Below are 14,142 nucleotides of genomic sequence, written 5' to 3'. Positions count from 1 at the left end.
TAGGTGAGTGATCATTAGTTAGGCTTGTTCTGCAATATATAAATTGTTTTTTACTTTACATTACGGTTTTTACGTAATTACATTGCAATATAGCTACAATAACCGTAACTTTTATTGTGGTTTTAGATACTGTAAAGCTCGAGAAATCAATTATATTTGCACTCTTAATATTGCTATAGAAATCGATAGATGAAGAACATTCGCAATTTTTGCATTATTGCACATATAGATCACGGAAAAAGCACGCTTGCAGATCGCTTATTAGATTATACTGGCTCTGTAACTGCTCGTGAAAAACAAGACCAACTATTAGATAGTATGGACTTAGAGCGTGAGCGTGGTATTACAATTAAGTCGCATGCTATACAAATGGAATATGTACTCGATGGGCAAGACTATATCCTTAACTTAATTGATACACCTGGACACGTAGATTTTTCTTATGAAGTATCTCGTTCTATTGCAGCGTGCGAAGGAGCATTATTAATAGTTGATGCTGCACAAAGTATTCAGGCGCAAACCATTTCTAACCTGTATTTAGCTTTAGAGAATGATTTAGAGATTATTCCTGTGCTTAACAAAGTAGATTTACCAAGCGCAAACCCAGAGGAAGTTACTGATGATATCGTTGACTTATTGGGTTGTGATCCAGAAGAAGTGATACATGCTAGTGGAAAAACAGGTTTTGGTGTAGATGAAATTTTAAAAGCTATTATAGAGCGTGTTCCTGCTCCACAAGGAAATGTAGACGAGCCACTTCAGGCTTTAATTTTTGATTCTGTCTATAACACATTTAGAGGTATTGAAACCTATTTTAGAGTTTTTAATGGTGAAATTAAAAAGGGGCAAAAAATTAAATTTGTTGCTACAGGCAAGGAGTACTTTGCTGACGAAGTTGGAACTTTAAAATTAAATCAAGTCCCAAAACAAAGTGTAAAAGCTGGTGATGTTGGATATTTAATTACAGGTATTAAAACCGCTAAGGAAGTAAAAGTGGGAGATACCATTACAGATTTTGCAAACCCTACAACCAATATTGTAGAAGGTTTTGAGGATGTAAAACCGATGGTTTTTGCAGGTATATATCCTGTTGACACTGAAGATTACGAAGAATTGCGTGCCTCTATGGAAAAGTTGCAGTTAAATGATGCTTCTTTAGTGTTTCAACCAGAAAGCTCTGCTGCTTTAGGTTTTGGTTTCCGTTGTGGATTCTTAGGTATGTTGCACATGGAAATTATACAAGAACGTTTAGAGCGTGAGTTTGATATGACGGTTATAACAACAGTACCCAACGTATCTTACCATGCGTATACTAATAAAGAGCCAGATGTTGCTTTTATAGTTAATAACCCAAGTGATTTACCAGAAACAACCACAGTAAACCGTGTAGAAGAGCCTTATATTAAAGCTACAATTATTACAAAATCTGATTTTGTTGGTAACGTAATGAGTTTATGTATAGAAAAACGCGGTATGATTATTAATCAAACTTATTTAACCACTGAACGGGTTGAATTAATTTTTGAAATGCCATTAGCTGAAATTGTTTTCGATTTTTACGATCGTTTAAAAACGGTATCTAAGGGTTATGCATCTTTCGATTATTCGCCAATTGGTATGAAAGTATCTAAATTAGTGCGACTAGACGTATTATTAAATGCGCAGCCTGTTGATGCGCTTTCGGCTTTAATACACGCTGATAATGCACAGCATATTGGTAAAAAAATGTGTGAAAAATTAAAGGAGTTAATTCCGAGACAACAATTTGATATTCCTATACAAGCTGCTATTGGAGCAAAAATTATTGCTCGTGAAACTGTAAAAGCACTTCGTAAAGATGTAACAGCTAAATGTTATGGTGGTGATATTTCACGAAAGCGTAAATTACTCGAAAAGCAGAAAAAAGGTAAAAAACGTATGCGCCAAGTTGGTAATGTAGAAATACCTCAACAAGCGTTTATGGCTGTTTTAAAATTAAATGATTAGAACAACGTATTTGTTTTAATTAACCATTTATTCTTCTTGAGCCACTTTTTCTACGTCAAAAGGTTTACCTAAATACACAAGTTTAGATTCGGGTTCAATTGTTTCTATACCATTATTATTTGAAGAAATAATATGAAGTTCCCCTAGGTTATCCATAAAGAACAAAGGTATCATGTCTTTATCTTTATTAGTAATATCGATGAGGCTTTGGTAATGCGCTTTGTCTTTGATTTTTATTTCTTGAATTGATGGATATTTTCTTGTAACCTCAGAAAGATTTATATAATCATCGGTTTGAGAAAAAAGACCTTCTTTAGGATTATCATCTGGATTATTCATTTCATCTGTAGTAATTAATCTAAATGATCCATTCTCACCAAACTGTTTTCTAAACTTGTTAATAGCGTATTTATTGATATCAGAACTTCCAGTCATGGCCATTAAATAACCCACATCGTTAAGTTCTATATTATCTGTTAGTGTTTCGGAATAAATATTGGTGTCAAACGCTTCTAAACCTAATTCTTTGGCTTTAGCTATATTACTTTGATTGCTATCTATAAGAACAACATGTCTTCCATTTTTTTCAAGATAATGACCTAATAATCTCGAAATTTTAGACGCGCCAATAATTAAAATACCGTTAGAATTGGTTAAGAATACGCCAACTAATTTTGCAAACAGACGCGCTGTAGTGGCATTAAGTAAAACAGTTCCAAGAACTATCATAAAAACTAATGGAGTAATATACTCTGCACCTACTACTCCTTCTTTTAATAATTTGCTTCCAAATAATGAGGCAATACCTGCTGCAACAATACCACGTGGCCCTACCCAACTTATAAAGAGTTTCTCGTTTAAGGTAAGTTTAGAGCCCTGTGTACTTATAAAAACGGCCAAAGGTCTTATAACAAATACCACAATTGCAAAAAGAGCAGCAGTTTTCCATGTGTATAATAATTGTAAATCTTCAATATTTATATTAGCTGCTAACAAAATAAAAAGGATAGAAATAAGCAGCACACTTAAAGACTCTTTAAAGTATAGAAGTTCTTTAATATTATCTAATTTACTGTTGCCTAGCACCATACCCATTACTACAACCGCTAATAAGCCAGATTCGTGAGCAAATATTTCGGATTCTACAAAGACCAATAATACGGTAGAAAGTGACACCACATTAAGTAAGTAATGCGGAATAAATTTTTTGTTAATAGCAAAAGCTAAAGCATGTGCAAATGTGAACCCGAAAGTTGTACCAAATAGTACAATTTTTCCAAATTCTATCAATGCGGTTTTAGTAAAGCCACTATCGCCACCAACGCTTATAAACTCAAACACTAAAACGGCTACCAAAGCACCAATTGGATCAATTAAAATACCTTCCCATTTTAATACTGTAGAAATGTCTTTCTTTAAAGGAATATTTCGTAAAATAGGGGTAATTACAGTAGGTCCTGTAACTATAATAAGTCCAGCAAACAAAAAGGATAAGTCCCACCTTAAATTAAATATAAAATGAGCAACAATACCAGCTCCGAAAAAGGTCACAGCAGAGCCAAGTGTTATTAGCTTAGTAATTACAGGTCCGACATTTTTAATTTCTGATCGTTTCAATGTCAGCCCTCCCTCAAATAGAATAATGCTAATGGCTAATGATACAAAATAGTATAAGCTATCTCCAGGAAATAATCCTTTTTCACCATTCCAAATAGGTTCTATCCATTTACTACCATCTTCACTTAAGAATTCAGCCGCAATAGGGCCAACCAATAGACCAATTAAAATTAGCGGTAAAATTGCAGGAATTTTAAATTTCCATGCCACCCATTGCGCTAATATTCCTAATATAATGATTCCTGCTAACTCTAACATCTGCTTACTTTTTTGTGAAAATACTAAATAATTATAATTATTAAAGTATCATAATGTGATTTGGGTTCTTGTAAACGAAAATATAATAGATTATAAAGTGGAGACTTTGGTTTTTCTATTCCTAATGTGTGTTGAGTTTTAATTAAATTTTTAGTAATTGGTAAGCACTAAAAGACAATGATTTTTAATTAAACTCTATTTATTCTTTTATTTCGCTTTTATAATACAACCGCTTTAAACTTCTTTTTAAAAGCATAAATCGATAGACACCAATAGCAAAAAACACCACGCTAAAAATTAAAGCCACTAGTGCTAAATATTTGAAATTTTCAAATTCTTTTAGTTGATAAAACGCTATACTTCCAAGCAGTAAATATAATGATGATCTTACATAAGAAAGCAATGTTCTTTCGTTAGCTAAACGCGTACGCTCAATAGCCAAATAATCTCTTAAGATAACTTTTTGGTCTGGTTCAAAGTCACGGCCAAATCTCAATAATTTCATCTTTTTCACCTTTATTTTAGACTTTGCCATAATTTATTTAAAATTAGTTAATGAGCATAATATATAAATGTAACACTATTTTGAAAATACCTAAAAATCACCTTGATTAATTTTGTTAAATATCATTTAATTAATTGAGGTTTAGTTCTATTATTTTTAAAGCTTTTAGTAATTTGCGAGACTTTGAAAATTTTGTAGATGCAATTATATCCTATTAATGCTGGTAATTTTAAACTAGATGGTGGCGCAATGTTTGGCGTCGTCCCAAAATCATTATGGACTAGAACAAATCCAGCGGATAACAATAATATGATTGATATTGCGGCACGTTGTTTGCTAATTGAAGATGGTAATCGTTTAATTTTAATCGATACAGGGATGGGAAACAAGCAGAGCGAAAAATTTTATGGTTATTATTTTCTTTGGGGAAATGATACCATAGATAAATCACTTGCTACATATGGATTCCATAGAGATGATATTACTGATGTTTTTATGACCCATCTTCATTTTGACCATTGTGGCGGAAGTATTCAATGGAATAAAGATAGAACTGGTTATGAACCAGCTTTTAAAAACGCACACTTTTGGAGTAATAAAGACCACTGGGAATGGGCCACAAAACCTAATCGACGAGAGGCAGCTTCATTTTTAAAAGAAAATATCTTGCCCATGGAAGACAGTGGTCGGCTAAAGTTTACATCCGTTAGTAGAGACCCAATTTTGAAAAATTCTGAATTAGGATTTGACATTTTCTTTGCCGATGGCCATACTGATAAGCAAATGATTCCTATGATAAATTATAAAGGAAAAATCATTTGTTTTATGGCAGATTTATTACCAACCGTTGGACATCTGCCTTTGCCATTTGTTATGGGTTACGACACAAGGCCTTTATTAACGCTTAATGAAAAAGAGTTGTTTTTAAACATGGCAGCAGACCAAAATTTTTACCTATTTTTAGAACATGATGCGCATAACGAAATCATAACCGTTAAACACACCGAAAAGGGAGTGCGACTTAACGAAACTTATACTTGTAATACACTTCTTAACTAAATATATTTAAATGAAATTTAATCATAAACCCTTTGTTTATCTCTGTTTTTCCGCGACACTATTTTTAGCTTGTGGTGGTACATCAGATATTCTTTCCACTCCAATTGAAAATATTGATTCTTCACCATTAAAAGTAACTGACTTAACAGAAGCTGAAGAAAAAAATTGGGGACATTTAGACTTAGTCAATGATACTATTCCTGGTATGGCTGTAGATAAAGCCTATAAAGAAATCATTAAGAATAAAAAAGGCACTAAGGTTATTGTAGCTGTAATTGATTCTGGTATAGATATAGACCACGAAGATTTAGATGATGTTATTTGGACCAATAAAGATGAAATACCTAATAATGGAATAGATGATGATAATAATGGATATGTTGACGATATTCATGGTTGGAACTTTCTAGGAGATACCTATCACGAACAATTAGAATATGTACGTCTTTTAGCTAGTGGAAATACTTCTGACCCACGTTATAATGAAGCAAAAGCTTTATACGAAAAAGAATACCAGCAATACACTAGTAACAAAACACAATACGAACAAATTCTTCAAGTAGTTAAAAAATCTGACAATACATTAGCTAATCACTTTAAGAAAAGAGATTATACAATTGAAGAGGTTAATGCCATTGAAACAGAAAACCAAGAACTGGCTCAAGCAAAACAAGTTGCACAAAGTATATATGCTAGTGCAGACGGAGCAAGTTTATCTAAAGCAAAAGACGAAATTACTGGTATAATAGAAAGGGCTAATAATACATTAAATTATAATCTTAATAAAAACTTTTCTGGTCGTAAAACAGGTGATGATATTAATAATCTAAATGACATAGGTTATGGAGATGGTAATGTAAAACCAAGAGAAAAAACAGAATCTCATGGAACACATGTAGCTGGTATTATCGCTGCAGAACGTAATAACGGAAAAGGAGCAAATGGTGTAGCTAATAATGTAGAAATTATGGCAATTAGATCTACGCCAAGAGGTGATGAGTACGATAAAGATGTTGCCTTAGCAATTAGATATGCTGTAGATAATGGAGCTAAGGTTATTAACGGCAGTTTTGGTAAATCATTTTCACCTCATTCAGATTGGGTAAGAGATGCTATAAAATATGCTTCAGACAATGATGTTGTATTTGTACATGCGGCTGGTAATGATGGTGAAAATGTAGATGTAAAACCAAACTTCCCAGATGATAACGTTAATTTCGTTGAAGTTTCTAATACGTATATTAGAGTAGGTTCATTAGCCTCTAAATATGGCTCTAAAATGGTATCTAGTTTTTCTAACTACGGAAAAAAGAATGTCGATATTTTTGCTCCTGGCTCTGCCATATATTCCACAATGCCAGAAAATGAATATGATTTTAATAGTGGTACATCCATGGCAGCTCCAGCTGTTGCAGGTATTGCAGCACTAATTCGTTCTCAATATCCTAATTTAACAGCGGCACAGGTAAAACAAGTAATATTAGATTCTGGTTTATCTCTTACTAATAAAGTGGTTGTAGGTGGCGATGCATCAAACGTAAAACCATTTGCAGAATTGTCTAAATCTGGAAAAATAGCTAATGCTTATAATGCCTTAATAATGGCTTCAAAAATCAAATAAACATGAAAAATATTTTAATTCGTCTTTCAGTTATTGCGCTAATGTTTTCGTGTGGTGCAACGGAAAACCCAATTCAAAATTCTAAAAAAACTACAAAAGTTTCTGAAAATGGCTATTGGCAGCAACATGTTGATTACGCAATGGAAATTGATATGGATGTTAATAGTTTTCAATACAAAGGAAAACAGAAACTAGTTTATACCAATAATTCGCCAGATGTATTAAATCGTGTATATTATCATTTGTACTTTAATGCTTTTCAGCCTGGAAGTGAAATGGATGTGCGCTCACGTACCATTAAAGATCCAGATCCAAGAGTTGGTGATCGTATTAATAAACTACAACCTAATGAGATAGGTTATATTAAGGTAAATTCATTAAAACAAAATGGAACAACAATTTCTCATGAAACTGTAGGTACTGTTTTAGAAGTTAAACTAAATCAACCTATTCAACCGGGTGAAAGTGTAACTTTTGATATGGTTTTTGATGCTCAAGTACCTGTTCAAATTCGCCGTTCTGGTCGCAATAATAAAGAAGGAGTGGCTTTATCAATGACTCAATGGTACCCTAAGCTTGCTGAATATGATGATGAAGGTTGGCATGCCGATCCTTACATCGGAAGAGAGTTTCATGGTGTTTGGGGAGACTTTGATGTAAAGCTAACTATTGATAAAAATTATGTAGTGGGTGGTACTGGATATCAACAAGGAGAACCAAAAGTGAAATCTGGAAAGAAAACAATTCACTTTAAAGCACCAAAAGTTCATGACTTTACTTGGGCTGCAGATCCCGATTTTATCCATGATACAATGCAAGTGCCTAATGGACCAATGCTTCATTTTTACTACAAAAAAGACTTAGAGCAAAAATATCTAGATAACTGGAAAAATTTACAGCCAGAAACAGTAAAGTTAATGCAGTTTTTTAGTGAAAATGTTGGTAAGTATCCTTATGAGCAATATTCGGTAATACAAGGTGGAGATGGAGGTATGGAATATGCAATGAGTACTCTTATTACGGGTCAACGTAGTTTTGGTAGTTTAGTTGGTGTAACAGCACATGAGCTAGCACATACTTGGTTTCAATTTTTACTAGCAACAAATGAAGCTAAACACGAATGGATGGACGAAGGTTTTACAAGTTATATTTCTGCTTTAGCAATGAATTCTTTGCGTGAAGAACCAAGAGATAACCCATTAATAGGCTCTTATAGAGGCTACATAAGTTTAGCAAATTCTGGTATAGAACAACCGTTAACAACGCACGCAGATCGTTACGCCTTAAATGGAGCTTATGGCAGAGCTGCTTATAGTAAAGGAGCTGTTTTTATGGCACAATTAGGTTATATAATTGGTGAAGACAACTTAAAAAAGACCATAAAAAAATATTATAACGATTTTTCATTTAAGCATCCAAAACCAATGGATATTGTTCGTACAGCAGAACGAATTACAGATTTAGAATTGGATTGGTACTTAATCGATTTTGCGCAAACTACAAACACAATCGATTATGGTGTTAAAGCTGTTGAAGGAAAATCAATTATTTTAGAACGTATCGGTTTAATGCCAATGCCTATTGACCTTACAGTAACCTATACAGATGGATCTACAGAAGAATTTTACATTCCATTACAAATGATGCGCGGTGAAAAACCAACTTCTGCAACCATTATTAACGATTGGGCTTGGGCAATGCCAACATATACTTTTGAAGCAAATAAAGCTGTAAAATCAGTTGAAATTGATGCCTCGCAAATGTTGGCTGATGTAAAACGCGAAAACAATACATTTACCAAGGAATAATCACTAAATAGATATATGTATAATAAAACCGCATCTAATCAGTGCGGTTTTCTATTTTTGTAGAATCTTACTTTACTAAATGAGCTTCAAATATTCAAAAAAAGATAAACTAAAAAGTAAAAAACTTATTGAACAGCTTTTTACTGAAGGCAAGGCTATTACGGCTTATCCCCTTCGTTTAATCTACCTTAAAAACGAATTTGAAGACGGTAGTAAACTAAAAACAGGTGTTTCGGTAAGTAAACGCCTCCATAAAACTGCAGTAGCTAGAAATCGAATAAAACGCCTTTTAAGAGAAGCTTACAGGCTTAATAAACCACTATATTTTAACAATAGTTCAACATCTTATGCGTTTATGATTTTATACCTTAGCAAAGATGGAACAACTTTTGATAAACTAAACAAGAGTACGAAATTGTTGTTTGATAAATTTATCGACAAAACTTCTGAAACATGAAAAAACTATTACATAAAAAAATAATGCTTCCTCTATTGGCTGTAGTTATTTTTATAAGTACCACAGCTTTCAAAAACGATTTTTTTGAAATAGCGAAGCAAATAGAAATATTTACAACGCTTTTTAAAGAAATCAACATGAATTATGTGGATGACACTAATCCAGGTGATTTAATGGATACAGCCATTAAGAGCATGCTAGATGATTTAGATCCATACACTCAATTCTATAACGAACAAGATGTTGAATCTGCTAGAATTAATAACGCTGGTGATTACACAGGTATTGGTGCTAAAGTTTTAACTCTAAAAGATAAATTAGTTATTGTAGAACCCTACAAGAATTATGCAGCAGATAAAGCTGGTCTTAAAGCTGGTGATGAGATTATAAAGGTAGATAAAGTAACAGTAGCGGATTTTAAAGACGATGCAGCAAATTTATTACAAGGAGCAGCTGGTACAGAAGTGAGCGTAACCTATAAAAGACAAGGAAAAGTTAATACGGTTAAAATTACCAGAGAATCTTTAGAAATTAAAGCTGTACCTCACTACTCTATGGTTGATGATAAAACAGGTTACATTGTTTTAAGAAAATTTAATAGTAAAGCCTCTGCTGAAACTTTTAGCGCTCTAAAAGCTTTAAAAAATCAAGGAGCTACACAATTAATTTTAGACTTAAGAGGTAATCCTGGTGGCCTATTAAATGAAGCAGTAAATGTTACAAATCTTTTTGTTCCGAAAGACCAATTAGTCGTTACAACAAAATCCAAGGTTAAAAAGTATAATAAAACTTATTACACAAAACGCGAAGCTGTTGACACCGAAATTCCTTTAGTGGTATTAGTAGATGGCAGTAGTGCTTCTGCTAGTGAAATTGTATCTGGTGCATTACAAGATATGGATCGTGCTGTAGTAGTTGGCACACGTAGCTTTGGTAAAGGTTTAGTACAACGACCTAAACCTTTAACTTATGGTACACAAATGAAAATTACAATTTCAAGATATTATACTCCTTCAGGACGATGTATCCAAGCGTTAGATTACTGGAATAGAGATGAAAATGGCAAGGCAACTAGAACAAAAAAAGAAAACTATAATGCCTTTAAAACCAAAAATGGACGTGATGTATTTGATGGAGGTGGAGTTCAACCAGATATTGAGGTAGAATTTTCTAAGCAAACACCTATTACAAAAGCCATATTGAATGAAAACTTAGTTTTTAATTTTGCAACCGATTATTATTACAATCACAAGGCTGAAGATTTAAAAAGTTTTAAACTATCCGACTCGGAGTTTAAAAACTTTAAGAACTTTATAAAAGAAAGTGGATTTAACTTTGAAACTAAAACCGAAAAAGCACTACAAGATGCTATTGTAGTTGCTAAGGAAGAAGAGTTAGATGGAGTTATTAATTCTGAGTATAAAAATTTAACTTCAACACTACAGCAGTATAAATCTAATGCAATTAGTAGTAATAAAACACAATTAAAATCATTACTTACAGACGAAATTATTAAACGTTATTTCTATAGTGAAGGCTTATATACCTATTACACAGCTAACAATTTAGAAATAAAAAAAGCGTTAAGTATACTCAATAATCCTACACAATATGCAAGTATTTTGAGGTAGAAATTAATTTTTTTTATATTTAACATTATTTAAATTTTCGAATTGTAAGAAAATTAAAAGAAAATGAAAGCCCTACTTATTTTTTTAACCCTTAGTTTTCAACTTGCTTTTTCTCAGCAAGAGCTGAAACACGAAGTCTATTTTGACACTGATAAATTCAATATTCCAGAAACAGAACACAGTAGATTATTACTCTTTTTATCTGAAATAGAAAATATGGATATTGAAAAAATATCTATATATGGTTTCTGCGACGATAGAGGTAGTGATAACTATAATTTAGTCCTTTCGCAACAACGTGCAGACGCTATAAGAACCGTATTTTCTAATAACGAATTTGATGAATCCGTTATAACAAATGTTGATGGTAAAGGTGAAATTTTATTGAATATTGTACACGAAGAAAACCTCAGTAAAATAAGGGGTTTAAACCGTAAAGTTGAAATTATAGTAAAACCCGTTTTTCCTCCTAAACCAAAAGAGGTTAAAGAAAATAAAACAGAAAGTTTATTAAAAGGAGATTTAAAAGAAGGAGATAAAATTTTATTAGATAATTTGTTGTTTAGAACAGGTTATAGTTACCTAACAAAAGACTCTAAACCTGTACTTGATAAAATTGCTGAAATATTAGCAGAAAGAACAAATGTTTATTTTACAATAGAAGGTCATGTATGTTGTACACAAGGAGAAAGGGATGCAATTGATCGCAAAACTAAAAAAAGAAACCTTTCTGTAGCAAGAGCAAAATATATCTATGATTATCTTGTTAAAAAAGGTGTAAGACCTTACAGAATGAAGTTTGTGGGTATGCGAAGAAAAGAACCTTTAGGTGGAGCTCCAGAATTAGATAGACGTGTTGAAATATTAGTGACTAAAATTTATAAAAAAGATTCTGATTAAGATTTAATCATTACTATATGCGGAATACCATCTTCAAGGTACTCCTCTCCCACTTCAAAAAATTCTAAATTATTATAAAAACGTTTTAAATATGTCTGTGCAGATATTTTTATGGTTGTTTCATTATAATGCTGTTTTATAACTTCTATAGAGGCCTTCATTATATCATAACCGTATTTAAATTTTCTTTCGTTTTCTTTTACTACTACTCTACCAATGCTAGCATTTTCAAAATAATATCCTGGTTTAAACACGCGAGTATAAGCCACTAATTCTTCATCTTTATAGCCTAAAACATGAAGCGCTTTTTGATCTTTTCCATCCATATCTTGATATACACAATCTTGCTCAACCACAAAAACTTCAGATCTTAATTGTAGCAGATTGTAAAGTTCTTGAGTTGTTAATTCATTAAAGGTTTTAGTTGTTATCTTTATCATTAGTCTTGCACTATTACTTCTTTAGGATCTTCTTTATTATACTCAGGTTGAATGGTTACATGGTTAATACTAAATTCTTTATGTAGCACTTTTTCAATTTCTAATAGTAACTCATTAAATTCAGCAGTAGAAATATTTTCTCTTAAATCTAAATGCGCTTCTAAGTGTAATTCTTCATCGCTTAAATTCCAGATATGTACGTGATGTATTTTATTCACCTTAGGTAACTTATTTACTGCTCTTACCACCTCTTTAATATTAATATCATCTGGTGTAAATAACATCAACATTTTAGTAGATGTTTTTAGTAAGTCATAGCCAACCCAAATTAAATACAATGCAATTAACAATGTTAGTAGACTATCTACCCAGAACAATTGGTAATATTTCATTAATAATCCACCAATAAGTACTGCAACACTTGCTAACATATCTGTTAATAAATGTAGATATGCTGATCGCATATTTATACTGTTTTTAGAATCTTTTCTTAATAAAAGTACACTTAGACCGTTACCTATAATAGCAATAAGTGACAACCAAATTACTAAGTTAGACTCCACTTCTTGAGGATCTGTAAAACGCTTAATTGCTTCAATAATTAATAAGATAGCTACGATAACTAGAGTACTAGCATTAATAAAAGCAGCTAATATTTCGGCGCGCTTATAGCCAAAAGTTCTGTTTATAGAGGCTTTTTGTTTAGACAATTTAGCGGCAATATAACTTACTAATAAAGAAATAACATCGCTAAAATTATGTAAAGCATCACTTAATAATGATAAACTTCCTGAAACTAATCCACCTATAACTTGAGCTACAGTAATGACTATATTTAATACTATAGAAATTAAAAGCTTTCGACCTTGTAAATCTTTTTGATTGTGAGAATGATTATGAGAGTGAGAATAACCCATTGTATACCAATTTTATATTGGTATTAACAAGATAATGGAATTTTATCCACTCTATTTTGATGACGTCCTCCTTCAAATTTAGTATTTAAAAACGTATCAACCATTTTAATAGCCTGTGGTATTGACGTAAAACGTGCAGGAATACAGATTATATTAGCATTATTATGTAGACGTGTCAATTCAGTAATTTCATTTGTCCAGCAAACTCCAGCTCTTACATGTTGATATTTATTAGCCGTCATAGCAACACCATTAGCACTACCACAAATTAAAATTCCAAAATGGACTTTATTATCATTTACATCCTTTGCAACAGGATGTACAAAATCTGGATAATCTACACTATCTAAAGTATCAGTACCATAATTAGTAATAGTATAACCTTTGGTTTGTAAATGCTTAAGTATTGCAAATTTATAATCTGGACCTGCGTGATCGTTACCTATTGAAATTTTCATAATTTAAAATCTATGTTATATCCTTACAAAGTTAATAATTGCTAATAAGTAAGCATAACTAATAATACTATACTTATCCATAAGTTTTAAGTTTGATAATTAATTTTTAATAAGCAAGTATAGTTACTGTTCATAAGTGTATCTATAAATGATCACTACTTGTTAATAACTGTTTACAATTAGTGAAAAGATAAATTAGGATTATCTATTTATTTTTCCAATCAAATATTGTGTTGAAATAACCTAATTAGTTAGTCATTTTTTTAAAGTAAGTTATTAAGTATAATTTGTAAAGAAATGAACAGCTTTTTCTAATATATATATAAGCTTTTTATATTAACATCGATTATTAACAGATGTTAATAGCTTTTTAATTTAGCTTAAAAATGAAGTAGTTATATGTAAATTTAATGTTAACTAAATTATAGTAAAATGTAAACTACAACTTTTCAAAATAAAAGTCTAAAAAGTTATAGTAACTATTC

At 31.7% G+C, this 14,142-nt stretch carries 12 protein-coding genes; 7 read left to right on the top strand and 5 right to left on the bottom strand.

Annotated features, from left to right (window positions below):
- Positions 1-189 precede the first annotated feature (189 nt).
- Entirely contained in the window at positions 190-1,986 is a 1,797-nt protein-coding gene (lepA, locus tag H8K90_RS05330) for a translation elongation factor 4 (protein ID WP_186844885.1), read from the top strand.
- Positions 1,987-2,013: 27 nt separating this feature from the next.
- Here the strand turns inward: lepA and H8K90_RS05325 are convergent, their stop codons facing one another.
- Together H8K90_RS05325 and H8K90_RS05320 are read right to left on the bottom strand one after the other, a co-directional pair.
- Positions 2,014-3,861, bottom strand: coding sequence for a cation:proton antiporter (locus H8K90_RS05325; protein WP_186844884.1), 1,848 nt, complete (start codon positions 3,859-3,861; stop codon positions 2,014-2,016).
- Between the two features lie 199 nt (positions 3,862-4,060).
- Positions 4,061-4,396 carry a DUF202 domain-containing protein gene (locus H8K90_RS05320; RefSeq protein ID WP_246457524.1) on the bottom strand — a complete coding sequence of 112 codons (336 nt, stop codon included), beginning with the start codon at positions 4,394-4,396 and terminating at the stop codon, positions 4,061-4,063.
- A gap of 168 nt (positions 4,397-4,564) precedes the next feature.
- Here H8K90_RS05320 and H8K90_RS05315 point away from each other — a divergent pair, with 168 nt between their 5' ends.
- From H8K90_RS05315 to H8K90_RS05290, 6 genes are all read left to right on the top strand, one after another.
- On the top strand, positions 4,565-5,425 hold the full coding sequence (locus H8K90_RS05315) for an MBL fold metallo-hydrolase (protein ID WP_186844883.1): 861 nt from the start codon (positions 4,565-4,567) through the stop codon (positions 5,423-5,425).
- 10 nt (positions 5,426-5,435) lie between these two features.
- Complete coding sequence (locus H8K90_RS05310; RefSeq protein ID WP_186844882.1) at positions 5,436-7,046, top strand: S8 family peptidase; 1,611 nt, start codon at positions 5,436-5,438, stop codon at positions 7,044-7,046.
- Between the two features lie 2 nt (positions 7,047-7,048).
- Positions 7,049-8,854: a M1 family metallopeptidase gene (locus tag H8K90_RS05305; protein ID WP_186844881.1), complete on the top strand. Its 1,806-nt coding sequence runs from the start codon at positions 7,049-7,051 to the stop codon at positions 8,852-8,854.
- Between the two features lie 79 nt (positions 8,855-8,933).
- A complete protein-coding gene (gene rnpA / locus H8K90_RS05300) occupies positions 8,934-9,311 on the top strand; it encodes a ribonuclease P protein component (protein ID WP_186844880.1) in 378 nt (125 codons plus the stop codon).
- Positions 9,308-10,942, top strand: a complete 1,635-nt coding sequence (locus H8K90_RS05295) for a S41 family peptidase (RefSeq protein WP_186844879.1) — start codon at positions 9,308-9,310, stop codon at positions 10,940-10,942. Before rnpA ends, H8K90_RS05295 begins: the two co-directional genes overlap by 4 nt.
- A 63-nt stretch (positions 10,943-11,005) precedes the next feature.
- Positions 11,006-11,842, top strand: a complete 837-nt coding sequence (locus H8K90_RS05290) for an OmpA family protein (RefSeq protein ID WP_186844878.1) — start codon at positions 11,006-11,008, stop codon at positions 11,840-11,842.
- Here H8K90_RS05290 and H8K90_RS05285 read toward each other — a convergent pair.
- Genes H8K90_RS05285 through rpiB form a run of 3 tightly spaced genes read right to left on the bottom strand, consistent with a single transcriptional unit; the run spans position 11,839 to position 13,657 of the window.
- Complete coding sequence (locus H8K90_RS05285; RefSeq protein ID WP_186844877.1) at positions 11,839-12,282, bottom strand: GNAT family N-acetyltransferase; 444 nt, start codon at positions 12,280-12,282, stop codon at positions 11,839-11,841. The genes H8K90_RS05290 and H8K90_RS05285 overlap by 4 nt on opposite strands.
- Entirely contained in the window at positions 12,282-13,199 is a 918-nt protein-coding gene (locus tag H8K90_RS05280) for a cation diffusion facilitator family transporter (protein ID WP_186844876.1), read from the bottom strand. Before H8K90_RS05280 ends, H8K90_RS05285 begins: the two co-directional genes overlap by 1 nt.
- Positions 13,200-13,222: 23 nt before the next feature.
- The gene (gene rpiB, locus H8K90_RS05275; protein ID WP_186844875.1) at positions 13,223-13,657 is read right to left on the bottom strand and encodes a ribose 5-phosphate isomerase B; all 435 of its coding nucleotides are present in this window, start codon (positions 13,655-13,657) and stop codon (positions 13,223-13,225) included.
- Positions 13,658-14,142: the final 485 nt, after the last annotated feature.

Source organism: Winogradskyella echinorum, assembly GCF_014297365.1.
GTDB lineage: Bacteria > Bacteroidota > Bacteroidia > Flavobacteriales > Flavobacteriaceae > Winogradskyella > Winogradskyella echinorum.
The sequence above is the reverse complement of the archived record's forward strand: the minus strand, read 5'-3'. Positions and strand labels throughout refer to the sequence as shown.